A 24,186-nucleotide genomic window follows, 5' to 3' on the forward strand; every position below is an offset into this window, starting at 1 on the left:
TGCAGGTCGCCCTGTGAACGGACGGGCGCAAGCGCAGAAACCAGCGGATGCCATGGGCGGTTGGCGCATTGGTGCATTTTCGCAAACGCGCATTATAACGAGGTGGGGCGGGGGAGGCATCATTAGTCGCTTGGTGTTCGGCTTGTCTTCTGGTTTGGTGGCGCGCCACATGGCCGTTGTATCAGCCCTGCGGCTTTTGGCTTATAGCCAAGTGCCATCTGCCTGGGCTATGTTGCGGGTTCAGCGATGGATTGCAGCAGTTCCCGCCCGAGGGGCAAGGACGGCCATCCTTCCATATCCGAATTGAATGCGTACCGGCTTGCCTGCCACATGAGAGTCGGGCGGTAGCGTGGCTGGTGGGGCGTGGGGGAGACAGTGGGTCTGGAATCGACAAATGCGGAATTCAAGCGATTTTGTGTCTGTTTGGAGCGCCACCGTTAAGTTTTGGGTCTGGAGAAGGTTTAAGCTTTGACGGATAGGTCAGGTTGGGTTGTTATCGGGAAGTAACGAATATTCCATAGCGGGAATTCCATATAATCACTGTTAAATTTTGGGAGAATAGCGTGTGACACATAAGACTATCGATGTTTTTGGCGTAAAGAGTACCCTTATAAAATCCTATGTTGAGCGTGAGACTGTCGATGAACGTTTCCGGGAAGCGCTTAGCAGCGGAAACGAAGTAATTGTGTACGGCTCGTCCAAGCAGGGTAAAACTTCTCTAATCCTTAAGCACCTCAGGCCGGAGGATTACATCAAGGTCGAGTGCTCTCCGCAAACCACCACGATTGACATCTACAAATCCGTTCTTCGTCAGCTTGGCGTCACGTTTCTCGAATCTGAAAGTGTCGAAGCAAGCTACGAGCATGGAGGCAAGGTTGGCGGCGGCTTTAAGGTAAAAGTTCCTTTCTTCGGGAGCGGTGACGTCAAAGCCGAGCTATCCGACAGAGCGAAGGATGGCACTTCCCGCACGCAGACTCACATTGAATACAATCTCGCCTTGGCACAGGACGTTTCAGAACTTTTACAGACGCATAGCTTTAGTAAGTTCGTTGTTTTAGAGAACTTTCATTACCTGCCTCACGAAGTGCAAGAGGCGCTTGCATACGATCTTCGAATTTTTCAAGACCATCATTTTGTGTTTATTGTTCTTGGTATATGGCGTGAGGCCAATAGGCTCGTTCAGTTCAATGGTGACCTGCTAGATCGGGTGACAGAGGTGCCCGTTGAGCCTTGGGATAAAGCAGACTTCTTCTCGGTTCTCGAGAAAGGGGAGGCTCTGCTTAATGTAGACTTCTCAGAGGTTAGAGAAGAGTTGGTTGCCGAGTCATTCGACAGCGTTGGCGTCGTTCAAGAGTTGTGCAAGCTTTGCTGCCTTGATGCGGGTGTGAAAGAGACGTCGGCAAGCAAAGTGGCAATAACCAAGGCGAATCTGGACAAAGCGAAGAAAGACAAAGCCAATGAATACGGTGTTCGCCATGTCCGTAACTTCGAGTCTTTTGTGGATGTTAGAGTTCGGAAGAGCGCCCAGAGCGGGAAGCCATCGCTGGCGTACCCATACTATTTTGTAAGGTTGCTCCTAACTCAGGATTTCGAAGACATTCAAAAAGGGCTAACGCGGGGGCGCCTGCTCGATGAGATCAGAAAAATCCACCATCGACCTGAAGATGTTAGGTCGAGTGATCTGGGGCAATTTCTGCATAACTTAACTCAGCATCAGATAGCGAAGCGGATTCAACCACCATTCGTGGATTACGATCGCGGCGGCAAAGTTCTTAAAATAATTGACTCCTCCCTTTACTTCTTCCTGAGACACTGTGATCGCGAAGAGATCCTTGAAGATATTCCTAATCCTATTGAAGAAATCTAACCATTAGTTGCAGCCGACGGCTTCGCCGCGGCTGAACTCTGCGTTAGCATTAATCAGGAAGCATCGTGGATAAGCTATTCGAATACATAGCAAAGGAATGGTCGGTAGTCTCACAGGCACCATTTGCTTTTCTTATTCTTGCAGCAATCATGTTTGGCTTGGCGTACCTGGCTGCAAAATGGAGGTTTACAGCCGTAATCGATCAGACAAAAGTATCGAATGAGGCTCTAAAAGACCGCCTGCATCTAAAGTCGGAGCAGGCCGAGTCATATAAAGATCGAGCCCTCAAGTACGATGAGAAAGTACAGCAGGTCGTCGACTCAGATGCCGTAGCCTTGAAGGAAAGAACATTGGAGGTTGTGAAAAACCTACGGGAGTTTATTGAGAGGCATAAACGCGAGGATGACCGTATGAGTGCTATTGAGCGTTCCGCTATGCGCTCAGCTCAAACCGAAGAAGAACGTAATGCAGCTTGGGAGCGACACACAAACGAAACCATGCGACTCTCAAATGAACGGAACGCAGAATATGATCGTCGTTTTCGCGTCGATGCCATCATGCTGCGAGATGAGCTTAGGTCTCGACTTCCCGATTACGAACCTTTAGAGAGACATCACGACATGATGTATGAGCATCCGACAAATTACTTCGGGTTTAACGATGTTGCGAGCGAGCTAGAGCGAATGGCAAAAATGCTAACAAGTGTGTCAAATTGACGCATTTACGCTTCGCTTCAATGCGCAATTTACACAAGCGTTATACGTTTTGAGTATCCCTAAAATTTCAGCACATCAACTTCCAAAGGAACAGTTATGAAGGATAATGAATCTAAAAACCATGCTAATCCTTTGGGTCTAAATGCTAAGAAGAAATTGGGGTCAGATGAAGGTTTCTGATTAATGTTCATCTGACCCCAATTGGTCACGTCGAAGCTAGCTCGGAGGAAGGCCGGTTCACCAGTGAGCGCTGCATGGCGGCGTGTAAGGCCAAGCCGCCCACGACACCCAGGGATGCGTCGCCATGGACCAATTTGCTATCAGGGAAGTGCTCGCGCACTGCTTCAGCGATGTAGGGTGCGCGAGACATGCCCCCGGTGAGAAATACTACGGGGGTTCGGCCGGCGGTCTCTTGGCTTACTTGACGCAACAGGTCAGAGAATGAACGCTGGAAGGCTTCGTACCCTTGTTCGAGGTGCGAACGGTCTGCAGTAGCCCGCAGGGGAGAAATTGGGGTCAGATGAACATTAATCGGAAACCTTCATCTGACCCCAATTCCCCCTAAAACGGGCCAGTTCAAGTCTTGTTTGTAGGTCTTTTCACTCAAAAGCAAAAACAAGACCCCCGAGAGGGGTTGGCGAGAGTTAGCAATATCAGCGAGGTACATAGTCACTGCCGAATAGCCGGCGCGAGACGCTGATGTCGTAAAGATAGAGATGGTCGGGCGTCTTGCTTAAAGCTATGGTGGCGATTCCTTGCACAGCATGTCCAATAATCGAGCCGTCATCGACCATCAACGTCTGGCAAGACAATTTGCGTCCGGTTTTGCACCAGAGTGCAAAGTGCTAGCAGTTGTTCCGCTTTAGGCAGTAGCTCGCCTTTCCGATTTGGGACAATGCTCTGTCCCGCGTATCTTCTTTCGAGAGGACTTTTGTGTTTTCGACGGTATCAGGAAAACCGAGGATGTCGAATAGCTTTTCGCCTTTAAGGAAGCCCTCCATGGGAGTTTTCATAATCGAATTGTCGTCGGAGGTGTCGCTCTCTTTCGACGTGAAATGTACTACCTCATCGTTGCCGACATAAACACCGTAGTGCCAATAGCCTCGCCGCGATACGCGCATAACATTGCCCGGATACAAGTTCTTGTTCTGGCTGATTTTATCAAGCGATCGAACGTACGATTCCTCGAACACGTCTCGCTTGAGCCGATTCGAAATGGAGGTATTTGTCAGAGGATCGATTGCGTCGGTAATCCGCGTGATCGGCGCGGCGATGACTTCAAGCAGGGTCGAACGAAGGCTCTTAAGCATCTTCAGGGCTCGCAAAGTTGGCGTCAAAACAATATCACTAGTGAGTGAATTCGCAAAGAGTCTTGAGGAAACCGGGTCAAGTCTTGCTTTTTGCCCACCCCCGCATGGGCGGTTGCCCGGCGCTGTATTTATAGGCAACCTCGTTCCTTTTCCTACCAACGAGAAATTGGGGTCAGATGAACATTAATTCAGATAAACGTTCATCTGGCCCAATTTGTTACGCAAGTATCAGTCGCGCGGCGCGTAACTGGCTAGGATGCCTCGTTCAAATTAATTGAAATTAATTGGGGTCAGATGAGTATAATCGAGTCGGTAGCATAACCGGTTGCACCATGCATTATTGCTCAATGGGCAATCATTATCACCTGCTGATTAAGACGGCAGAAAAAGCAAGACCTGACCGTGATCTTCCGCTTATCTGGTCCGGTTGCCGTAGGGACAAGGGAAACCATGAGTCTTTTACACTCTTCCAGGCCGCTTACTGTGTATGGACCCGCAATGGCTCTGGGTGTCGTGCTTTCATGGATTCATGGGCTGATCGAGAAAGCAGCTATTCCGGTGGTATTGTGGGGGATGGCCAATACCAATATTAGTTCTGACTGGCAGTTTGTTGCAGAGTTGGCAATCAATTTCCTGGTCCCTTTTTATTGCTTCGGCTTGGCTTCACTCTTACTTCTTTTTATTGTTCGTAATTTCGACGTTTCTAGATCCATTAAGCTGTCATCGGTAGCATTGCTAATGGCCGAAATAGCGCATTATTGGGGCTCGATTAAAGCCGCTTTTTTCGTATCGCAGGCGATCATTCCTCCGATGTTCCCCGTTTTCGTAGTTATCAGTGTGGTCGCAACGATTACTGCTTTTTATTTGGCGAGATTTATCGTCCTTCGCACAGTTGAACTATGAACAATGCGGAAAAAGAGAAGTTGGGGACAGGTGAACATTAATTCAGATAAACCTTCATCTGACCCAGTTTGTTACGCAGGTATCAGTCGCGTGGCGCGCAATTGGCTAGGATGCCTCGTTCGGCACTGGTCGGATTGAAACAACAAGGAGCGTTGGCATAGATGCACAGCATAGGGATAGGCTCGAAAACCTCTACCGGAGGCGCCGTTATCGAAGGCAACGGTGGTGTCATGTTTGATGGGCTGGTCGCCAGCTCCGTCGGCCATAAAGCCACCTGTCCGGCCTGCAAAAAAGGCATCGGCCCCATCGTCGCAGTCGGTCCCCGCACCGTGGACCTGCCAGCAGGTCCGGCCGCCAGAGCGGGTGATTATGTGGCTTGTGGTTGCTCGCCCGGTGCTAACGTACTGGTGGCGCCTGGGTCGATCAGTATCGACAACGGTTCAGCCTCTAATCAAGTTGCTGCATATCTCGACCATGCTCAGCACCGTGGTCATTCCAGCATTGCTCCTAGGGATACGAAGACATCGCTGACACCGCCACCCCAATCAATAGAAAACACTAGGACTCTGGTGCAGCAGAGCAGCGAGAAGTTGTCTGATCAGGCATTCGCTGAGGATTACCAGAATGAGAATGAGAGCGTAGAGAGCGCCAGCGAAGAGGAGCGTTGGAAGCTGATAGGGTCTATTGACGCGGGAGGTGGGCGTGTTGAAAAAAGCATCGCTTTAGACGCCGGACAGGACATAAAACTGCAGGCACATAGCATTACGCTGGGACTGGAAGGGTTCTATGTCGATGTGAAGCCGCATCCCTTGGATGAGTCCGGGGAACTGGCAAGTACCGCTGATGCGTTGAATGTCGTTGTGCCGCCTATGGGCCGCTTCGATGGTATCTACCAGCTGGCAGACGACGGCAATATGCGGCGTAGCTTTACTGCAGGCTTTGGAACCGGGATGAATCTTGAGTTTCAGGCTCCCTACGTAAATGCCAACGGTTTTCGTTGGTTCATCAAGATACCGCCGCAGGAACAGATTCATCAAAACTCTGCGGGCTACAGGATAGATATCTATGGTCGGTAAGGCCGCCGTTACTGTGATACTGCTCGCGCTTCTTGCTACGGGTCTATTTTTCTTTTCTGACGCCGCCGATGAGCCGCTCTATTCAAGACAGGACTGTATACAGAAAGTGGTGTTTGACTGGGGCGACCGAAGCTCAACAGAAATCGAAGAAGTCATATCCGAAATGGCTGATGCACTCCGTATTGACTGGACGAAAAAGGATCCTAACGTCACAACAAACATTCCTGATTTTTCGTTTCCATACGCGCAAAGGAACGAATGGTATTTACAGTATCGTGAAGGCTGTGAACAGAAGCGAACCCAGACCGTTGAACTTATCGAGCGAGTGCTAGCCCCCTCCATATCCGAAATGCCGGGCTACATGATCACTGACGAGCAGGTCACTCCCTCCCCGAAAACAATCGACGTGAGGGGGGAGCAGTGGAAGGACGACGGTTATTAATGGAGAATCGGGGCAAAATCGGGTCAAAATTGGGGTCAGATGAACGTTAATCAGAAGCCGTCATCTGAACCCGATTTATTCCTCCTTTCTTTCCCACGAAACCTGCCCGAATCGTTTTGCTCATTGCGTCGAAGCTAGCTCGGAGGAGGGCCGGTTCACCAGTGAGCGCTGCATGGCGGCGTGTAAGGCCAAGCCGCCCACGACACCCAGGGATGCGTCGCCATGGACCAATTTGCTATCAGGGAAGTGCTCGCGCACTGCTTCAGCGATGTAGGGTGCGCGAGACATGCCCCCGGTGAGAAATACTGCGGGGGTTCGGCCGGCGGTCTCTTGGCTTACTTGACGCAACAGGTCAGAGAATGAACGTTGGAAGGCTTCGTACCCTTGTTCGAGGTGCGAACGGTCTGCAGTAGCCCGCAGGTCAGGCTCGATATAGTCGAGCGTCACCGCCGCCTTGGTTTCTGTGCTCAGTGCGATCTTGAGTCGCTCGACATCCTGGTTAAGCCGAATGGCCACGCCATTACGCTGCAAGGTACGCAGGCGGCTCGTAAACGGTTCTGGTACACCGTCCAGTCGCGTCTTGCGAAAATCCAGCTGCCGATTCAGATCGCTGACCATGGCGGCGTTGACATAGACAGGGGCCAGTAGGCGGCAATTGTCCTTGCCGAATTTCGGCATCACGGCCATCAGGGAGAGTCCCAGGTCAACATCGGTGCCTCCTTTGCCCATTCCCCAGGTCGCTTCGATTTGCGGCTCGTTGGCGACGCCGCCGATGACGCCAAGTGCGATGTCGGTGGTACCGCCCCCGACATCTACAACGACAACCTCATGCGCAGCAGCTGACTGGGCGTGATAATTGATCGCCGCCGCTGCCGGCTCGGCTAGAAACTCTACCGCGTCAAAGCCGGCTTGCGTCGCCGCTTCGCGCAGCAAAGCAATGGCTTGTTTGCTTCCGGCGTCGCCCATTGAGCTTCGAAACGTGACGGGGCGACCGATCGTAGCTTCAGTCACCTCGACTCCTAGTTGAGAGCTTGCTGCCTGGCGGACGTGGCGCAATACATTCGCCACGATACGTACGATTGCAATGCGTTGCGGCTCGCCCAACTTGTACCCGAGAAGAGATTTCGGAGACTGGATCAATCGGCCGGCTTCGTATGCAAAGAATTCCTCTATAGCCGCTTCGCCGAATACTGCCGATTCGTCCACTGTTATCGAGCGCTCGCGGCCTGCTGTGATTTGGTCCTGGACCCACTGACGGCGGATCGCTGCAACCGCAGCGGTTTTCAGTGCTTCATCTGACTGGAGCACCGGCTGGTTCAATGCTGAAAGCGCCACTTCGGTCTGTCGGCGTGCGGCTTCGTCTGAGATATCACCGTCGCGCGCCTGCTTTCGATAGGTCACTCGAATCTGGCTCGCCCTTTGCTCGTATTCTTTCAACCTGGCGCGATAGCTACTCTTCTCACTCCTGACGATGTTCGCGACCTCCAGCTCGTAGACTGATTCATCGAACTGGCTCATGTCGACAGGCGTTTCGGGAATGAACACCACCGTGCGGAATTGGCTGTCGCCATGGAAGCTAATGTGCTCGATAGCGCCCTCTACGACAGCGGCTGCAGCCGTATAGCTTGTTCCAAAGTCAATTCCAATTCGCATCTACGCATCCCATCAGTACTGGTGTTCGGTGACCGCGGCCCGAACGGATGGTTCGGTGCGGAAAAAAGTTTATGCCATCGGGCGGTAGGAAAAGCCAGTCAGAAACCAGCGTTACATACCGACGCAACCACGTGAGGCCCGTGGCCGCGCAAGACACGTCCTGTGATTTCTGCGGTTGGTCTATTGCGGGCTTTTTGCTTACATTCGAAAGTGGGGTCTTCGAAATTGGGCTCAGATGAACATTAATCGAGAAATCTTCATCTGACCCCAAATTCCTGAGCGTCGTTTTTGGTATGGCTGCAGCTCATCCGAACTGTTTGCAGCCGGCCCTGTCAGCCGTCGACTGCTACTCGAGCCGTATCCGGTAGACCTCGGCCAGGGAGATGGTGCCCTTGCGCGCTAGTTCCAGGGCACCTTCGGTCAGTGGGCGCATGCCGTCCCGGCGGGCCTGCTCTTCGATATCCTGCGCCGCGACATTGGCCTTGATCAAGCGGCGCACTCCTTGAGTCACTTCCAGCAGTTCGTATACGGCGATACGCCCGGCAAAGCCGCGATTGTCGCATCGGGCGCAGCCTTTACCGACGCTGAAACGCTCGTTACTGCACAGTCCCAGACTTTCACGAACGTGGTCAGGTACCGCTTCATCGACCAGGCAGTGCGGGCAGTTGCGTCGCGCCAGGCGTTGCGCGAGGACGCCTGTCAGGGCGGCGTTGACCAGGTAGGGAGGGATGCCGATTTCCAGCAGTCGCGTCACGGAGCTGGCGGCGCTGTTGGTATGCAGGGTGCTGAGTACCAGGTGCCCGGTCAGCGCGCTTTCGCTGGCCATGACAGCGGTTTCCTGATCGCGGATCTCGCCGACCATGATCACGTCCGGGTCGTGGCGCAATATGTGCCGCAGGGCGCGGGCAAAGGTGTAGCCAATGGAGGCGTTCACCTGGATCTGGCGAATGCCTTCAATCTGGAATTCCACAGGGTCTTCCACGGTGATGATGTTCACGCCGCTCTTGCGGATATCGTTGATCGCGGCGTACAGGGTGGTGCTCTTGCCGCAACCGGTGGGGCCGGTGACCAGCACTATGCCCTGGTTGAGGCTGACCAGCCGCAGAAAGCGTGCGGCATCGGTGTCGCTGAAACCCAGCTGCTCAAGGCTTCGCAGGCTCTGCCCGGTATCCAGAATACGCATCACCACGCTTTCGCCATGCACCGTCGGCATGATCGACAGGCGCAGGTCGACGGTGCGTCCGGCGATTTTGACCATGTAGCGGCCATCCTGTGGCAGTCGCCGTTCGGCTATGTTCATGCCGCCAATGATCTTGATCCGGCTGACGATGGCCGGCAGGGTGGAGCGCTTGATATGCCGCACATCCTGCAGCAGGCCGTCGATGCGCAGCTGTACCACCACATCCTTCTCACCGGGCCGCAGGTGAATATCCGAAGCGCGACGGTTAATGGCGTCTTCTACCAGATTGTCGACAAAGCGCACGGTGGGTTTATGCTCAGCCAGTGCCTTGATCTGTTCCAGGGACAGGGCAGGGTCGTCTTTTTCGTCCTCTGGCAGGGTTTCGACTGTAACCGAGCCATAGTGCTCGTTGATGGCACGTTCGATCGAGCGGGCATCGGCGTAGACAGCGTCCACCGGCTTGCCGGCAATGAAACTGAGCAGGTGCAGCAGTTCGTGCTGGGTGGGGTCGGCGCAGGCGACGATGAGGAAGTCGTTGTGCTCCATTAGCGGCATCACCTTGCACTCCCGGGCGACCTGCTCGGGAAGGCTGCGCAATTGGTCGAGGTCGAAGTCGAAGGTATCCAGGTCCACCTCTGCCACGTTCAACTGTTCGGCAATCGCTTGTTGTAGCTGTGCAGGCTGGATGATGCCCATCGAGAGCAGAATGGCTCCGAGCCGACCGGATTCGGGTGTCTCGTGCTGCAGCGTAAGGGCCGCATCCAGCTGCGTGGAGCTGATCAACTTATGTTGCAGCAGGATCTCGCCGAGCCGTTGCTCGGGCAGCTCCGAACCATGTCGCTTCAAATGGTTTGCAAGCTGTGTCTTGTCAGTTACCAGCATGACGACTCCACAGGGATGGTGATTGGCAGATTGCAGCCCGGCAGATGGGCTGCGCTCCGGGATACCCATGCAAACTCCACTAGCGTAGGCATGATGGTGATTTGATCTTACGGCGTTCTGGCAAGAAGCGGCTTGATCTAGATCAGAATCGGCGTCGTAATGTCGCATGGCCATTACGTGGACGGGCGCGACATGGTTACAATGACCGCGATTGCAGGCACTGAGTGCGACAGTTATGCGAGGCTGACGAAGTGCGCTTCGAAGCGCTCTCGCAGTAGGACTTGTTTTCTATGCATTAGTGATTTTTACGATAATTCAAAGGGAGTATTGAATGAACAGGATGAAATTGATGGCAGTGGCCCTGGCCGCAGGGCTGGCCGGGTGCTCAGCAACAACTTCTTTCCAATCCAGTCCGTCGGACTTGTCATTGCGCGTGAACGAAGGCTCTCCGCTGAATCTTGCGCAATCGCATACCTATCCAACCACAAGTTTCGGGCAGTACAAGTTCAAGGCTGAGCAGCCTGGGCAGGACCCCATGTACGGTATCTTGCCGCTGAAGTTCAATGGCGGGTATCTGGCGGCGGATATCCTGTTTTTTGCGCCAGCACTTTTTTTCAATCTGCGAGAGGTCTTCCCGCATTACCAGATAGATGCAGAGAAGCAGGAGATTCGTTACAGGAAAAAGCCGTCTGAAGCCTGGTCTGTCTACAGGCCAACCCCCGACGAGATACAGCACGCCAAAACATACTTTAGTAAGTAACGTTTCTAGCAGAAATCGGGCTCGCGGAAGTTGGCCAAAATCGCTGATTTTCCGCGGCTTGTGCCCGCCACCGCACGACCTTGTCAGGGGTGACAACATGACCATCGCCACCATCATCACGGCGGGTGCGCCGCTATAACCCCAGATACTCTGCTATCAAAAACGCCTCACCCTTGCCCTCGTGCTTGCCGAAATAACTGACCGGCTCGCGGGCATCGTCTTCTATATAACCCACCTCGCAATCGATGCCATATTGTTCGGCCAGGCTGTTGAACAGGTTTACGGGCAAATTGAGGTGAATGTTCTTCTTCACCTGCTGGCTGATTCCGAGCTGCCAGTCTTCGCAATCGTCGCTCTCGCATTCGTTGATCAGCGTGACATGGTTGGCTGCGTTGGCCTCAACGTACGCCTGCAAAGCCGCTTGCAGCTCTGGCAGGCTCTGCCTCAGTTTCTTCTCGCGCTTTTCTTCAAGGCGGTCGCAGGCGATCAGCAGGTATATAAGCATTGGGATTTCCGGATTGAATGTAGCGGCGATTTTAGCATAGGGGTCTGGTTTCCAGTGCTGATGGGCCTTGAGCCTGAAAAAAAGGGCCAGATGCACATGGATTAGAAACCGTCCGCTGACACCGATTTGTTCCGCGTCGCATCTCGGCAAGTTTTGCACTACGAGAAACTCACGCCTGTTTCTGCTCGCGTGCCGAAATGGTCTGTAATGGTAGAAGATCCATGACATCGCAAAACAACGCTCGATTCTTCCAGTCGTTTCTGTCACCTATCACGTAGAGGCGTCGCTTGGCGCGCGTTGCCGCTACATTCAGAAGGTTTGGCTCCGAAACTGCCCAGTTGCGGGCTCCCGAGCCAGCCGTATTACCGCCTAGCACCAAAATTACGACAGGCGCTTCCTTGCCCTGCATGGTATGGATTGTGCCGGAGATCATCTTGTCGCGGAGCATGCGCTTGAGATTCTCTTGGACGGCTTTGAAGGGGGTGATGACTGAAATATCTTTGGCTTTCACGCCATTCTGATGCAGCAGTGAAAGCAATTCCTGAAGGGCTTTGCCTTCGGCAGGCACCCAGTTGTCCTGCGACGTTCCGCTGGCATGAATCCATCCTGTCGGGAGACCGGCAGGTGTTTCCTTGTCGGGGCGTGGTGCAAGCGTTCCATACACCATCGCGCCATCATAGGCGATGCGATTGGCTAACGCGTGCATGGGCTTGTCGCAGCGGCGGTGCACGACCAGCGGCAATCCTACCCATGTCTTGTTGTCAGCAGGGCCCGCCATTCGCCCCCAACGGGTGGCTTCATCGGCCAGCGTCTGCGCGGATTGTCGATTGGGGAGCCAGTGTGTTTCGACCTGATAGCGCGTGCGCATATGTTCCAGTACGGCGTCGGAAACGGTGACGATTGGCTTGAGTTGCAGGGGGTCGCCCACCAGCAATGCGCGCCGGGATCGCCACAGTGCGCCGACCGCAGCTTGGGGTGAAGCCTGGCCGGCCTCGTCCACCAGTAGCCAGCCAATCTCGCCGGCTTCCAGCGAGCCGAATGAGCGCGCAAACGACGCGAAGGTACTGCTTAATACCGGTACCACCATGAACAGCGATGCCCAGGCCGAGCGAATAGCATCGCGCGAAAAGCCTTTGTAGCGTGCGCCAGTCAGCATCCCGTTGATGAGGAAGAGGTTGGAGCGCATCCTTGACGCTTCCAATTCAAAGAATACTCGATGAAGCTTAAGCGCCTGAATGAATACGCGGGCACGTGCTTGGCGCCAGCCTTCAATCTGCCAAGGCTCGGCCAGTTCGATGGCATCGCCGCGACCGATAGCGCCGCCTTGCAGCCAAGCAAGCAGGTGATCGGCTTGGCCGTCCCTTGCCATGTGTATGGCTTCTTGCGTTTGCGCTTGGCACTGGCCGCGCAAACGCTCAAGTGCACATTGCATTTCGGCGCGTTGCTTTTCCAAACTCTCACGCGAGGCATCCAGTTGCTTTGTGAGGCGTTCTATACGTCTGAACTCGGATTTGGCTAAGTCGTGCTGGCCTTCAAGTCGTTTCTGCTTCGCATACCACTCTCGCTGCGCGCGCCACAAACTGGAGATTTTCGCCCAAAATCCTGGCTTGTCTGCATGATGCTCTTCAAGTGCATCCAAGTACTGTTTGAGCGCCATACCGGCAGGACGGCTCTCCTCCGAATCCAGGCGGAAGAGTTGATCGGTCGCATCGGCCAGCTTCTTCTCGATAACGTCTAGCGCTTCAGACTGCTTCGCAATTTGCGTTCTTGTGTTATCGAGAGATTGAATCGATTCGCGGATGCGACTGGCAGAAGCACCTCTCTTGCGCGCCTCTGTTTTTGCCGCTTCGTAATCGGCGATGGCTTGCTGCCACAAGGCTTGGCGTTGTTCCGAAGAACGACCCGAATTAGCCTCGACGCGTGTACCGAGCCATCCGATAAAGCCTTTCGGCCCTGCTTCCTTGTCCGAAGGTGCATCCGCATGCTCCTCGCCTGCACTAGGATTTTCCTCTGTCATAGAGGCCGCAGAAGACAAGGCATTCATAACATCATCAATTTCGGCATCGAACTCGGCCTCATCAATGGCCCCAGGGTCCTCCTTGTCCTCGTTACCGTACGGGCGCTGCCCATAGAAGTAGCGGTCCACAAATTTGGTTCGCCGCGCTTTGCTGCCCAGCGCGCCAGAAATCAACCCCCACGCAGGCTTCCCGGTAACCAGTTCGCCCAGCTCGGCAAAATACTCCGCCTCGGGCAGCCAGCTTTCGTCGATCTTGTCGCGCTGGGGTAATTCGAGCGTGACGTTTTCTACCGCTCCGTTATTAGACGAAGCGACGACGATCTCGAAGCCATACAGCGCTGGATTGAGTTTGAAGCAAGTCTGTTGCTTGCCGGCATCATTGGCAGCTTCGCGTCCGTTATTGACGAACCCGTCGGAGGCACGGCGTAGCTTGGAAAGTGCATCGGCCCGGCTGGTCACGATAGCGGCAATCAAGTCCCTTAGCAGTGTCGTCTTGCCTGTGCCCGGGGGGCCATTGATGCCTAACAACCCCTGGGAATCGCCAAGCGTGGCCAAGATCGTATTGACGGCTAGCTGCTGGGAATGCACCAGTCCTAGATGCCGCTCCGACGGCCAGCAGCCCATGGCGTAGGCGTCTGGCATCAGACGTTTGATGAGTTGCAGCGATGCGCGGTCATCGTCTACATGCAGCCGCTCGCACGTATCGTGCCGGCGCAGATAGTGATTCAGCGGTTCGCTTTTCCCGCTATTGGCGATGCTGCCGGCGACGGTGGCAAGATCATCGAGCAGAAAACTATTGAGCGGATCGTCTTCTGACTCTCGCTTATTGGGGTTGACAGGCTGGGAGCGGAATCGAAACATCTGGCCATCCATGTCGTCAAAGAAACTCGCTACGCCAATGTACGTGAGAATCCAGCGGGTCAGCTCACGCAGCGCCTCCCCGGATACTTGGCCCACGAATAGCTCTTTCGCTCGATCGCCGATCGCTCGTTGATCGTCCTCGAAACCACTGGTCCAATCTTTCCCCGCCAAAACGCGCCCCAGAAACCATGCTTCGCTGGAGAGCACAAAACTGTCATCGACCAACTGGCCGGCCATGGTGAATTTCGCAGCGAAGAGTGCCGATTCTCGAAACTGCGGCTCTCGATAGCCCTGATCTGCGCCATACAAGTCTTTGAGGTGTTCAGCAACACGCCGACTGTCATAGAGATGAGCGAAGAGCGTGTGACTCCAGACGCGCCGCTTGGGTAAATGCTGTTTTGAAACAATACTGGCTGCTGACCATGGTGGGATAGGCTGCCCGATGGGAGTGTCGTGAATGAACGCACCGTAGGAGCTGCTGCGCTTCTTCAACTTGGGGGCAGACTGAGGTTGTAGCAATTCAACGGCATGCCAATACCGGACGATGTTTTCCTGTAATTTCAAAATTCTTTCCTATTCCTGCAGTTGGTGTGCTCCATTGCGGTGGAGCGCTCTATCGCGCGGCAATAGCCGACTAATCAGTGAGATAGCTTTCTTCCGTTCCGATTTAGGTCAAGCCCACTTCCCTAGGAATAGCATCCAATTTCGATTGCCTTGTTGATCCGTGATAGTTGTTCAATGCCGCCGCTTCTGACCGCGCTATCCCCGATGCGTTTTCTTCTCAAAATTAGTATTCATCCTGAGGACGCGCTCTGCGCACGCACCGCCAACCGCCACAATGGCCGCCGCTTGAGCGACAACAGTACCAGCGCGACCAGGCCATAGATCAGCGGTTCGAGCTCGAATCCTTTGACCGACCACCAGAAATGCACGCACACCAGCACCAGAGCCAGATAGATTCCACTGTGCAGGGTGCGCCAACGACGGCCCAGTTTTTTTACCAGCTTCGGCAGCGACGTGACGGCCAGCACCAGCAGTATCACCAGGGCTGTCAGCCCGACGACAATGTAGGGTCGCTTCACCAGTTCTGAAGCTATCAGGCCCCAGTCAAACTGAAGATCAAAGGTCAGGTAATTACTGACATGTGCGACCGCCCAGAGCGCGGCGTAGAGGCCCAGTGGGCGGCGCAGACGCATCAGCCGTGGCTGTTTCAACCAGCGGCTGAACGGCGCGACCAGCAAGGTCAGCATCAACAGATGCAGCGCGCCTTTGCCGGTGTAATGAATAATCGCCTCCACCGGATCGCCGCCCAGCTGGTCCGAGAAACCCAGGTAATACACCCACCCCAGCCACGCCAGGCTCAGCCCGTGGACCAGCAACCGCAAGGCTTTAAAAGGCACGCTTGAGGTCCATGTCCTTGTACAGGTGCGCGACCTGTTCTGCGTAACCGTTGAACAGTTGCGTGGGAATGCGTTCATCGCTGCCCAGTCCGCCCCGGGTGATGCGTCGCTCACTGGCCTGACTCCAGCGTGGATGATCGACCTGCGGATTTACGTTCGCGTAGAAGCCGTACTCGCCGGGTGCAGCCAGATTCCAGCTGGTGAGCGGTTGGTCTTTCACCAGCCGGATGCTGACGACCGACTTGATGTTCTTGAAACCGTATTTCCACGGAACGAGCAGCCGCACCGGCGCGCCGTTCTGAGGAGGCAGCGTCTTGCCGTACAGACCCACCGCCACCAGCGTCAGCGGATTCATGGCCTCATCAAGACGCAGCCCTTCTACATAGGGATAGTCGAGACCGCCGCCGGCAAAGCGGTTGCGCTGGCCGGGCATGTTTTCCGGGTCATGCAGCGTTTCGAACGCCACATAGCGGGCATTCGAGGTGGGGTCGGCTCGTTTCAATAACGCCGCGAGCGGAAACCCGACCCACGGAATGACCATCGACCAGGCCTCGACGCAGCGCAGTCGGTATATGCGCTCTTCCAGTTCAAAGCGGAACAGGTCGTCGTAATCCAGCGTTAGCGGTTGGTTGACTTCTCCGCCCACGGTCAAGGTCCAGGGTTTGACTTGCAGAGCCTGAGCGTTGCGGCGCGGGTCGGCCTTGTCTGTGCCAAATTCGTAGAAATTATTGTAGCCAGTGACCTTGTCCTCGGTGGTCAGCACTTGCCCGGGACTGCGGTCCGCGGCTGCAAACGTGAGCGGCTCGGCGCTAAAGCCACTTTCTATGGGGGCATCGGTAATGCCCAGCAGATCAAACAGCCCGGCGCTGGCATGGGTGGACGCGCTGGCCAGCAGGCCGCCCGCTCCGATAAAACCCAGCTGGCGAAGTAGTTGGCGACGATTGAGAAATACCGACTCGTCGGTGATATCGTTCTCGCTCAAGCCGGAATTGAAAGCATCGGTACGTTTCATGCGGGCCTCCTGAACAGATGTCCCCAGCAAAAGGCTGATGCCGGCGGTTATTGTCTGTTCAATACGGATGATAACGATAAAACCATTGATGCCGACCACCGAGGGACGAAAGGTGCAGGACTCGGAGTCGGACGAAAACTAACTTGAATGAGAATCGCACTATGAAAGGACTGCAAACACTGGTGACTCTGTTGGTTACGAGCCTGTTCGTGATCGCTGCGCATGCTGCTCCGCCGGAGGGCAAGGGGCCGCATCATAAGCATGCTGGCGAGCATGCGGGCCATCCCGGCAAGGGTAATTCGGGCAAAGGGCAGGGTGGACGGGATCGCGACGGTCACCATCGCGACCGGGACATTCTGGAATCGCTGGTGGATGCTGGCATTACCGCAGCCATTGCCCGCGAGTACGCACGCGGTGCCGGTTTCACTGGGTACGCTGAATTGCCGCCCGGCATTCGCAAGAACCTGCAGCGGGGCAAGCCGTTGCCCCCAGGCATCGCGAAGAAGGTGCACTCCGGCGCGTTTCTTGATCGCTTGCCGCGTCATCCGGGCTACGAATGGCGCACTGCGGGCACCGAGCTGATTCTGGTGTCAGTGGTCACCGGCGTGATCGCCGATATTCTCTATAACGTGTTCGATTAAGCGGCTCAGCCCGTCACTTTTACAGAGAGCTCGAGCCCATCCCGTGAAAAAGATCCTCATTGTTCTGGCCTTTGCCTTCGGCCTGTTCCAACTGCAGCAGGGCGGGCATCTCGATGCCTATCTTGATGGCGCGGGCTTTACCCAATCCGGCTCTGAAAACCAATCGCACTTGTCTGCGCAGGAACAGGAGCTGTACAACACGCTGGAGCGGATTCGGAAGAATGGGCCGTTCCCGTACCAGCGCGATGGCATCACCTTCGAGAATCGTGAGCGGCTGTTGCCGAGCAAGCCGAGGGGGTATTACCGGGAATACACGGTGGACACGCCCGGCCTGTCACACCGTGGCCCCCGGCGGGTAGTGACGGGCGGCAATCCTCCAGTGGAGTTCTATTACACAGAGGATCATTACCGTTCCTTCACCCGCATCAAGGGGCATTGAAGATGAGCACAGCAGCCAGCCCGTCATCGGCCATCATCTGGCAATCCTGGGATCAGCTTGATCAGCCCGCCATCGCGCTGGATGCAGATAACAGGCTGGATAAGGCCAGCATCCTGCAGGCGCTGCGTGAGTCTTTCAATTTCCCGGATTACTTCGGCGAGAACTGGGATGCAGCCTATGACTTGTTGCTCGATGAGGTGGAGCAGTTGGCCGAGCCAGCGCTCTGGCGGTTTTCAATTGACGGCGCGGCTGAGGTGAATGAGGCGGATCTGGCGGACTGGCTCCAGCTGATGGCGGATGTGTGTGCCTATGCCGAGTCCCGGGGGCACGGTGTGCGGGTGCTGATCTACAGTGATGCAAGGCCCTCGCGGTGAAACACAAACAAACGCGCACGCCTGTCACATTGCCTTAATCGCGAATGAGGAGCACGAATCGATGTATGTCCCGAATCATTTCAAGGAAGACGATCAGGAAACGCTTCAGCAGTACATCCGCGATTACAGCTTCGGCTTACTCGTTATAGCGGACGATGAAGGGATTGAGGCTAATCATGTTCCTTTTCATCTGAGCGGGGCGGCAGACGGTGCTCTCGGACATCTCCAGTGTCATCTGGCTCGCAATAACCCGGTGTGGCAACGGATGCGCAACGGAGCGCGAGTGCTGGTCATATTTCAGGGGCCAGATGCCTATATCTCCCCTTCGTGGTACCCAACCAAACAGCAGACTGGGCGGGCGGTTCCTACATGGAATTATTTGGCGGTCCATGCCCAGGGCAGCGCTCGGATCGTCGAGGATCAGACTTGGCTCAGGCACCATCTCCATCAATTAACCGATCAGCATGAATCGCAGATGGCCGCACCCTGGTCGCTGGATGATGCGCCAGCCGATTTCACTGAGGGCATGATGCGGGCCATCGTGGGCGTGGAGATCCAAATCGAAACGCTGACGGGTAAGCTGAAAGCCAGTCAGAACCAGCCAGAGAGAAATCGGGCCGGTGTCAAGGCTGGCCTGGAGAGCGGTGAAGGAGGGCAGAACCCTGCGATGGCGCGGCTCATCGATTAACCAGCGACGGGTTAGTTGAGCATTAGCCCGGCGAGAGCTCGAGGCCAGAGGAATAATCCCGTCGACAAGGAGAATCCCTAATGAAGTTATTGCTGGTGGGGGCGAGCGGGTTGGTCGGCAGTCATGTGCTGCGCCGCGCGCTGGCCGATGAGCGTATCAGTGAAGTGGTGACACCGTCCCGTCGTCCGTTGGATGAACATGCAAAGCTGCGCGCGCCCGTGGTTGATTTCGAGAATCTGCCGGCAGATGCCGATTGGTGGCTGGCTGATGCGGTGATATGTGCCCTCGGCACCACCATGAAGCTGGCCGGATCCAGAGAAGCGTTCAGGCGCGTGGATCACGATTACCCGTTGAATGTGGCGAAGCTCGCGCGACAGCATGGCACGCAGACCTATGTTCTCAACTCTGCCATCGGCGCCGACGCAGATTCACGGGTATTCTATAACCGGGTCAAAGGCGAGGTGGAGCGGGACCTGGCCGGCTGTGGGTTTGCTTCGCTCACCTTCGTTAGGCCCGGTTTGATCAGCGGCCAGCGCCGGGAGTTTCGGCTTGGGGAGCGAACGGCCGAATGCGTTTTGAAGGCCCTGGCGCCCGTTCTGCCGCGGAAAATGCGCGTCAACCCGGCTGAAAATATCGCCAGAGCGTTGCTGGAGGCGGCTATTGCCGGACAGCCGGGGCTACACCTGATCAGGTCAGACACGCTGGTTTAAGCACTATCCTCAACAACCCCGTAAACTTGTAGGCCCATCTTATTAAGCGGAGCTCAGCATTGGCGGCACTCAGATACCTGAGCGGTTACAGCCCGGATCTGCGCAGCCGGGTACAGCAGCTGATCGATACTCAGAAACTCGGGCCCTGGCTTGAGCAGCGTTACCCGCCAGCAACCCTACATCTGATTCAGAGCGATGCTGCGCTGTACGACTACACCCAGCGTCTCAAGCAACAGCACCTGCGCAGCAGCGTCCCTGTGAGCAAAGTGTATTTCGATACCCGGATGCATGTGATCGACAACGCCCTGGGTCAACACCAGTTTGTCAGTCGTGTGCAGGGCAGCAAGCTCAAGCGCAAAAATGAAATCAAAGTCTCCGCTATCTTCAAAACCCTGCCTGAACCCCTGTTGCGTATGGTCGTCGTGCATGAGCTGGCGCACCTGCGCGAAAAGGAACACAACAAGGCCTTCTACCAGCTCTGCGAGCATATGGAGCCGGATTATCACCAGCTGGAACTCGACCTGCGGTTGTTTTTAACCTTGCGCGGCTGAGTTGGCTGCGTGCGACCAGGTCCGCAGCGACCCCAGCTTCTGCCTGCTGCGCCTGCGAAATAGAACCAATCGTGGACTCGGAGCGCCCAGCGTGACCTGTGAGTCAATCCTGTTGAGTGGCTCGTCGTGGGGTGATAAGGTTTTTTGCGCCTTCTGAAGGCTCCCCTGCGTTGTGTATCACTCCTGTGTTTACTGCAGATCAATAAAAACAAGGAAACAGCTCATGGGTCTCACCGCTATGTACCGTCCTGTCCGCTCGCTTTTACGTTTATCCCGTTTCTCACCTTTGGCTATTGCGATGCTTTCGTTAGGCCTGACCGGGTGCCTGAGTTCCTCAGGTTCATCCTCAGACGACGGCCCTGCGCCTGATGCCGGGGCGGGGTCGATCGAATCCGGCGCTGAAATGCCCGATCTGGATCCTACCCGCGTTCTGCCGATCATCTTCGTTCATGGCGTGGCCGGCAGTGCATCGCAATACCAGACACAGGCGTTACGGTTCGCCAGCAATGGCTATCCGGACGAGATCATTCATGCCTATGAATACTCAACCGATGGCGAAGCGCTGGTGCGTGCCGCAGCTGTCGGTTCGCAAAACGCCCCTCTCGATAGCTTTGTCGATAATGTGTTGACCGAACACGAGGCTGAGCAGGTATATCTGGTCTGCCATTCGCTGGGCACATTCGTGTGTTCCGGCTACCTGGGCGATGCTGATCGCGCAGCCAAGGTGGCAGGCTTTATCGGAGTTGACGGCACTGTCGCCGCCGACTGTCCCGGAGGAGTGCCGTGCAAGGGAATATTCGTGTCTCGGGCGCGTGCCCTTGGCGCAGATAACCTCTACCTGGAAGACGAAGCGCATGTTCAGGTCGCTACGTCCGAAGCCTCCTTTGCTGGGCAGTTCGAGTTCTTTACCGGCGTAGCGCCGGCTCGCACCCAGATCCTTGCGGAAGAAGGCACGGTTGCGGTGTCCGGGCGAGCGGTCAATTTCCCGGCCAATTCCGGTGCAGAGGGCACCACGTTGAATGTCTGGTCTATCGACGAAGAGACCGGTGTGCGGACACAGGAAGAGCCTCTGGCTACTGCCGCAATCGATGCGACGGGTGTCTGGGGGCCCTTCGAGCTGGAAGTGGGCGCTCGTTACGAGTTCGAGCTGCTACGTCCGAGCCGCTCGACCCAGCATTTCTATCGCCAGCCGTTCCTGCGCGAGAGCCGACTGGTCCGCTTGAACACGTCGCCGGCGGGCTCGGATATCGAGACCAACACACACACTTCACCTGATCATTCGGCATTGGTAATCAGCCGTGACAAGGAGTTCTGGGGAATAGGGGTGAGCAGAATGACGTGCTGGAGATCTCAACCACCAGTGCGCTCTGGGGGGAAGAGCCGGCCTTCAATGTCATGACTAACGTCGATGCCCCGGATGTGATTGGTATTCACGTGCACGACGCGGAATCCCGTCCGGCCGTCACCTCGGGAGAATTGCTGCCTTATTTCCCGGATCGACCCTTCCAGACGGGCGTCGATATAAACATGCCTGCAACGACGCCGCCGGATGGCACCATCACCGTCGTCAGCACGCCCCGTGGCAATACGGAACAGCAGCAGGTGTTCAATGTGCCTAACTGGGCGTCACACGAACATCGCATCACCCTGAGCTTCAATGATTTCGAGCAGGAGTGAGGCCTGAGCGCTCATTGGTTTGTCGATGAGCGCTTAGCAACATGAAGCCGCATCTGGGCGTTCAAAGGTGCGGCTTTTTTGCGCTCCCATAATTGCCTGCCTCACCAGCTGCGGCGAGGCCTGACGGCAACCATGACGTTGTGCCGAACTGGGCCGGAACAGCTCAGTCGATGCTAACCTCTTGCAGTCATGCACATTTTGACTGGGTTGGTATTGCACTGAAAAATTTTACTGAAGGCTCGATCGCCCGACACCTAGGGCGTTTTTCCCTCCCGATTGTTGTTACCAGCCTGTTGCAGGTGTCCATCCAGCTGATCAATGGTTTGTGGGTGGGTAACCTGCTGGGCAGCGCGGCGTTTGGTGCGGTCACGGTCGGTACCATCCTGATGATGGTCGTGCTCGCTTTTGTCATGGGGCTCAATCAGGCCACCCTGACCATCTTTGCCCAGCTGCGTGGGCGGGGCGACGCAGGGGCGATCCGTACCTATCTGAGTACCTTTGTCATTATCCTGATGTTGCTCTCAGCGTTGATCGGGCTGGCGGGCTACGGCTTTGCCGATGTACTGCTGGGGTTGCTCAATACGCCGCCGGCGATTATCGACGAGGCGCAGATATATCTGCAGATCACTTTTGCCGGAACCCTGCTGCTGGTGGGTTACAACTTTATCAGTACGGTTCTGCGTGCCTTTGGTGACAGCCGCACGCCGCTGTACTTCGTGCTTCTGGCCACAGGGCTGATCACGGTGTTGTCGCCCCTGTTCATCAGTGTTTTCCAATGGGGCATCACCGGAGCGGCGTTAGCGTTTGTGACGGCCCAGGGCGGGGCCTTTCTCTACAGCCTGGTGCATCTGGCGCGGAAGTTTCCCGGCCATGGTTTTCGGTTGCAACTGCCGCGCTGGACCGAGGTGCAGACCATTCTGCGTTTAGGGGTGCCCTCCGGATTGCAGATGGTCGTAATACATTCCGGCACCACGGTCATATTGTCGCTGGTAAACAGTCTGGGGGCGCATGCGGTGGCCGGTTTCGGGGCTGCCCAGCGGCTGGATCACCTCATATTGTTGCCGGCGGTAGCGCTGGGAACGGCCATTACTGCCATGGCCGGGCAGAATATCGGAGCCGGACAATGGCCCCGCATTACCCAGATCACCCGGGCGGGCATCCTCTATACCACCAGCGTCATGCTGCTGTTGGCCACAGTGCTTTATATCTGGGCGCAACCGCTGGTGATGCTGTTCATTCAGGATGAGGCCAGCGTGGACTTTGGCACCCGCTATCTGCGCACGATTGCTTTCTTCTATCCGTTTATCGGACTTAACTTTGTCTTCAACAGCGTGGTGCGTGGAGCGGGTGCAATGTTTGCGGTGCTGGCGCTGAACGTCATCTCGCTATGGATTCTGCGGGTGCCGCTGGCCTACGGTGCGACGGCCCTGTTTGGCGATAACGGCGTGGCCTTGGGGATAGGTATCAGCTTCATGATCAGTTCGCTGTTTTCCCTGGGCTATTACCGTTGGGGTGGCTGGCGCAAGCGGATACTGTTCAAATAATTCAGGTTGGGCGGGCATTATACGAATGCCGGGGTCAGATGAACGCTGATCCCGGACGGGAAGCGCAGCACGGGCAAAGGAGTGGACCATGAATAAAGAACGTTATCTGGCCGAAATAGAAAGACGCTTACTCAAGCATTTTTCCGCATCGCGGGAAGGTTACAAAGCGCCGGCGGAAGATCGCCACCGCCTGGAGGGGTTCATGCAGGGGGCGGCCTTTCTGGGTTTTGCGACCAGCCAGGATATGGCCGAATTGATGGAAAGGGCTCACCTGACCGTCTTCGGCAAAACGATTGAGCAAAGGCGCGTGGAGCATGGATCGCTCTGGCAGGACTCGGTGATCAACTACGACAAGTATGACCAGCCTGCCTATGAACGAAAGAGCAGCTGATTCAATGGCGTTCGCGTCTGCCCTGGAGGTGAACTGGCGATAAAGGACCCTTGATCCAGAAGCAGGCGAGCATGCCTTGATCTATTGGGCGATATGGTGAAGCATCCTATGCAGTTACACCCGCATTCCGCGAGTGATTTACAGGAGGCTGTCATGCTACCCATCAGTGTTCCGGTGGACGAGTTCACCACGCCCGATCCCATCACAGCGGACGAGAACATGCCGGTCGACGATCTGCGAGAACTCATGGAGGAGAATGGCATCCGTCACCTGCCCATCGTTCGCGGCTCGGCGGTGGTCGGCGTCGTCAGTGATCGGGATGTGCGCCTGTCGGCAGGGTTGAGCGCTGCGGAGAAGTTTCTGGTACAGGCCTCCGACATCATGGCCGAAGAACCGCTGTGCGTTAAGGCGAGTACGCCTCTGGATGAAGTGGCTTATGCCATGTCCGAACGGAAGGTCGGCAGTGTAATCGTCAAAAATGATGCGGGAGAGTTGGTGGGCATTTTTACAGCGACTGATGCTCTTAATGCCTTGATAGAAATAGTGCGTGAAAGCCGCACTGCAGTCGCGTCGGAGTAAGTGCCTGC

Annotated in this window: 24 protein-coding genes; 17 read left to right on the forward strand and 7 right to left on the reverse strand. The window is 55.6% G+C overall.

Translation table 11 applies throughout. The annotated features are described in order from the left end of the window. Positions 1-565: 565 nt before the first annotated feature. Complete coding sequence (locus HG264_RS16575) at positions 566-1,867, forward strand: hypothetical protein (protein ID WP_169408632.1); 1,302 nt, start codon at positions 566-568, stop codon at positions 1,865-1,867. 65 nt (positions 1,868-1,932) lie between these two features. Next, complete coding sequence (locus HG264_RS16580) at positions 1,933-2,583, forward strand: hypothetical protein (protein WP_169408633.1); 651 nt, start codon at positions 1,933-1,935, stop codon at positions 2,581-2,583. Positions 2,584-3,428: 845 nt separating this feature from the next. Here HG264_RS16580 and HG264_RS16590 read toward each other — a convergent pair. Continuing rightward, positions 3,429-4,031 (reverse strand): lecithin retinol acyltransferase family protein, encoded by a 603-nt coding sequence (locus tag HG264_RS16590; RefSeq protein ID WP_169408634.1) that lies wholly within the window; start codon positions 4,029-4,031, stop codon positions 3,429-3,431. 360 nt (positions 4,032-4,391) lie between these two features. Here HG264_RS16590 and HG264_RS16595 point away from each other — a divergent pair, with 360 nt between their 5' ends. The 3 genes from HG264_RS16595 (at position 4,392) to HG264_RS16605 (ending at position 6,314) form a co-directional block, all read left to right on the forward strand. Next, complete coding sequence (locus tag HG264_RS16595) at positions 4,392-4,796, forward strand: hypothetical protein (RefSeq protein WP_169408635.1); 405 nt, start codon at positions 4,392-4,394, stop codon at positions 4,794-4,796. Positions 4,797-4,957: 161 nt separating this feature from the next. Beyond that, entirely contained in the window at positions 4,958-5,872 is a 915-nt protein-coding gene (locus HG264_RS16600) for a PAAR domain-containing protein (RefSeq protein WP_169408636.1), read from the forward strand. Next, positions 5,862-6,314: a hypothetical protein gene (locus tag HG264_RS16605; protein WP_169408637.1), complete on the forward strand. Its 453-nt coding sequence runs from the start codon at positions 5,862-5,864 to the stop codon at positions 6,312-6,314. Before HG264_RS16600 ends, HG264_RS16605 begins: the two co-directional genes overlap by 11 nt. 120 nt (positions 6,315-6,434) lie before the next feature. Here HG264_RS16605 and HG264_RS16610 read toward each other — a convergent pair whose 3' ends face one another. Together HG264_RS16610 and HG264_RS16615 are read right to left on the reverse strand one after the other, a co-directional pair. Next, positions 6,435-7,967: an Hsp70 family protein gene (locus tag HG264_RS16610; protein ID WP_169408638.1), complete on the reverse strand. Its 1,533-nt coding sequence runs from the start codon at positions 7,965-7,967 to the stop codon at positions 6,435-6,437. Positions 7,968-8,313: 346 nt separating this feature from the next. Beyond that, entirely contained in the window at positions 8,314-10,098 is a 1,785-nt protein-coding gene (locus tag HG264_RS16615; RefSeq protein WP_218573011.1) for a GspE/PulE family protein, read from the reverse strand. Positions 10,099-10,360: 262 nt separating this feature from the next. On the opposite strand from HG264_RS16615, the gene HG264_RS16620 reads away from it, so the two are divergent. Next, entirely contained in the window at positions 10,361-10,789 is a 429-nt protein-coding gene (locus HG264_RS16620; protein WP_169408640.1) for a hypothetical protein, read from the forward strand. A 133-nt stretch (positions 10,790-10,922) separates the two neighbouring features. Here the strand turns inward: HG264_RS16620 and HG264_RS16625 are convergent, their stop codons facing one another. The 4 genes from HG264_RS16625 to msrP all read right to left on the reverse strand — a co-directional run bounded on the left by HG264_RS16625 (position 10,923) and on the right by msrP (position 16,584). Further along, positions 10,923-11,294 carry a hypothetical protein gene (locus tag HG264_RS16625; protein ID WP_169408641.1) on the reverse strand — a complete coding sequence of 124 codons (372 nt, stop codon included), beginning with the start codon at positions 11,292-11,294 and terminating at the stop codon, positions 10,923-10,925. 169 nt (positions 11,295-11,463) lie between these two features. Further along, a complete protein-coding gene (locus tag HG264_RS16630) occupies positions 11,464-14,736 on the reverse strand; it encodes an ATP-binding protein (RefSeq protein ID WP_169408642.1) in 3,273 nt (1,090 codons plus the stop codon). Positions 14,737-14,966: 230 nt separating this feature from the next. Beyond that, positions 14,967-15,572 (reverse strand): sulfite oxidase heme-binding subunit YedZ, encoded by a 606-nt coding sequence (locus HG264_RS16635; RefSeq protein ID WP_218573012.1) that lies wholly within the window; start codon positions 15,570-15,572, stop codon positions 14,967-14,969. Further along, on the reverse strand, positions 15,562-16,584 hold the full coding sequence (gene msrP, locus HG264_RS16640) for a protein-methionine-sulfoxide reductase catalytic subunit MsrP (RefSeq protein WP_169408644.1): 1,023 nt from the start codon (positions 16,582-16,584) through the stop codon (positions 15,562-15,564). The genes HG264_RS16635 and msrP overlap by 11 nt, the downstream gene beginning before the upstream one ends. A gap of 161 nt (positions 16,585-16,745) precedes the next feature. Between msrP and HG264_RS16645 the strand changes: the two genes are divergently transcribed. From HG264_RS16645 to HG264_RS16695, 11 genes are all read left to right on the forward strand, one after another. Continuing rightward, complete coding sequence (locus tag HG264_RS16645; RefSeq protein WP_169408645.1) at positions 16,746-17,225, forward strand: anti-virulence regulator CigR family protein; 480 nt, start codon at positions 16,746-16,748, stop codon at positions 17,223-17,225. A 43-nt stretch (positions 17,226-17,268) separates the two neighbouring features. Next, entirely contained in the window at positions 17,269-17,664 is a 396-nt protein-coding gene (locus HG264_RS16650) for a ribonuclease domain-containing protein (RefSeq protein ID WP_218573013.1), read from the forward strand. 2 nt (positions 17,665-17,666) lie between these two features. After that, the gene (locus HG264_RS16655; RefSeq protein WP_169408646.1) at positions 17,667-18,038 is read left to right on the forward strand and encodes a barstar family protein; all 372 of its coding nucleotides are present in this window, start codon (positions 17,667-17,669) and stop codon (positions 18,036-18,038) included. Then, positions 18,019-18,726 (forward strand): FMN-binding negative transcriptional regulator, encoded by a 708-nt coding sequence (locus HG264_RS16660; RefSeq protein WP_218573014.1) that lies wholly within the window; start codon positions 18,019-18,021, stop codon positions 18,724-18,726. The genes HG264_RS16655 and HG264_RS16660 overlap by 20 nt, the downstream gene beginning before the upstream one ends. A gap of 80 nt (positions 18,727-18,806) precedes the next feature. Then, the gene (locus HG264_RS16665; RefSeq protein ID WP_169408647.1) at positions 18,807-19,436 is read left to right on the forward strand and encodes an NAD(P)H-binding protein; all 630 of its coding nucleotides are present in this window, start codon (positions 18,807-18,809) and stop codon (positions 19,434-19,436) included. 59 nt (positions 19,437-19,495) lie between these two features. Beyond that, entirely contained in the window at positions 19,496-19,987 is a 492-nt protein-coding gene (locus HG264_RS16670) for a M48 family metallopeptidase (protein ID WP_169408648.1), read from the forward strand. 223 nt (positions 19,988-20,210) lie between these two features. Beyond that, a complete protein-coding gene (locus HG264_RS16675) occupies positions 20,211-21,386 on the forward strand; it encodes an alpha/beta fold hydrolase (protein ID WP_169408649.1) in 1,176 nt (391 codons plus the stop codon). Beyond that, positions 21,383-21,664 (forward strand): hypothetical protein, encoded by a 282-nt coding sequence (locus HG264_RS16680; protein ID WP_169408650.1) that lies wholly within the window; start codon positions 21,383-21,385, stop codon positions 21,662-21,664. The genes HG264_RS16675 and HG264_RS16680 overlap by 4 nt, the downstream gene beginning before the upstream one ends. Before the next feature lie 170 nt (positions 21,665-21,834). Next, positions 21,835-23,208 (forward strand): MATE family efflux transporter, encoded by a 1,374-nt coding sequence (locus tag HG264_RS16685; RefSeq protein WP_218573015.1) that lies wholly within the window; start codon positions 21,835-21,837, stop codon positions 23,206-23,208. Between the two features lie 88 nt (positions 23,209-23,296). Beyond that, positions 23,297-23,599, forward strand: coding sequence for a hypothetical protein (locus tag HG264_RS16690; protein ID WP_169408651.1), 303 nt, complete (start codon positions 23,297-23,299; stop codon positions 23,597-23,599). A gap of 153 nt (positions 23,600-23,752) precedes the next feature. Continuing rightward, entirely contained in the window at positions 23,753-24,178 is a 426-nt protein-coding gene (locus HG264_RS16695; RefSeq protein ID WP_169408652.1) for a CBS domain-containing protein, read from the forward strand. Positions 24,179-24,186 lie beyond the last annotated feature (8 nt).

It is taken from the genome of Pseudomonas sp. gcc21, assembly GCF_012844345.1.
Classification (GTDB): domain Bacteria; phylum Pseudomonadota; class Gammaproteobacteria; order Pseudomonadales; family Pseudomonadaceae; genus Halopseudomonas.

What these genes read in the sequence shown, in the direction of transcription:
- HG264_RS16610 (WP_169408638.1), bottom strand. Translation starts at nt 7,967, where the DNA reads ATGCGAATTGGAATTGACTTTGGAACAAGCTATACGGCTGCAGCCGCT.
- HG264_RS16605 (WP_169408637.1), top strand. Translation starts at nt 5,862, where the DNA reads ATGGTCGGTAAGGCCGCCGTTACTGTGATACTGCTCGCGCTTCTTGCT.
- HG264_RS16665 (WP_169408647.1), top strand. Translation starts at nt 18,807, where the DNA reads ATGAAGTTATTGCTGGTGGGGGCGAGCGGGTTGGTCGGCAGTCATGTG.
- HG264_RS16655 (WP_169408646.1), top strand. Translation starts at nt 17,667, where the DNA reads ATGAGCACAGCAGCCAGCCCGTCATCGGCCATCATCTGGCAATCCTGG.
- HG264_RS16680 (WP_169408650.1), top strand. Translation starts at nt 21,383, where the DNA reads ATGACTAACGTCGATGCCCCGGATGTGATTGGTATTCACGTGCACGAC.
- HG264_RS16620 (WP_169408640.1), top strand. Translation starts at nt 10,361, where the DNA reads ATGAACAGGATGAAATTGATGGCAGTGGCCCTGGCCGCAGGGCTGGCC.
- HG264_RS16685 (WP_218573015.1), top strand. Translation starts at nt 21,835, where the DNA reads ATGCTAACCTCTTGCAGTCATGCACATTTTGACTGGGTTGGTATTGCA.
- HG264_RS16645 (WP_169408645.1), top strand. Translation starts at nt 16,746, where the DNA reads ATGAAAGGACTGCAAACACTGGTGACTCTGTTGGTTACGAGCCTGTTC.
- HG264_RS16595 (WP_169408635.1), top strand. Translation starts at nt 4,392, where the DNA reads ATGGCTCTGGGTGTCGTGCTTTCATGGATTCATGGGCTGATCGAGAAA.
- HG264_RS16660 (WP_218573014.1), top strand. Translation starts at nt 18,019, where the DNA reads ATGCAAGGCCCTCGCGGTGAAACACAAACAAACGCGCACGCCTGTCAC.
- HG264_RS16615 (WP_218573011.1), bottom strand. Translation starts at nt 10,098, where the DNA reads ATGGGTATCCCGGAGCGCAGCCCATCTGCCGGGCTGCAATCTGCCAAT.
- HG264_RS16675 (WP_169408649.1), top strand. Translation starts at nt 20,211, where the DNA reads ATGGGTCTCACCGCTATGTACCGTCCTGTCCGCTCGCTTTTACGTTTA.
- HG264_RS16625 (WP_169408641.1), bottom strand. Translation starts at nt 11,294, where the DNA reads ATGCTTATATACCTGCTGATCGCCTGCGACCGCCTTGAAGAAAAGCGC.
- HG264_RS16690 (WP_169408651.1), top strand. Translation starts at nt 23,297, where the DNA reads ATGAATAAAGAACGTTATCTGGCCGAAATAGAAAGACGCTTACTCAAG.
- HG264_RS16695 (WP_169408652.1), top strand. Translation starts at nt 23,753, where the DNA reads ATGCTACCCATCAGTGTTCCGGTGGACGAGTTCACCACGCCCGATCCC.
- HG264_RS16600 (WP_169408636.1), top strand. Translation starts at nt 4,958, where the DNA reads ATGCACAGCATAGGGATAGGCTCGAAAACCTCTACCGGAGGCGCCGTT.
- msrP (WP_169408644.1), bottom strand. Translation starts at nt 16,584, where the DNA reads ATGAAACGTACCGATGCTTTCAATTCCGGCTTGAGCGAGAACGATATC.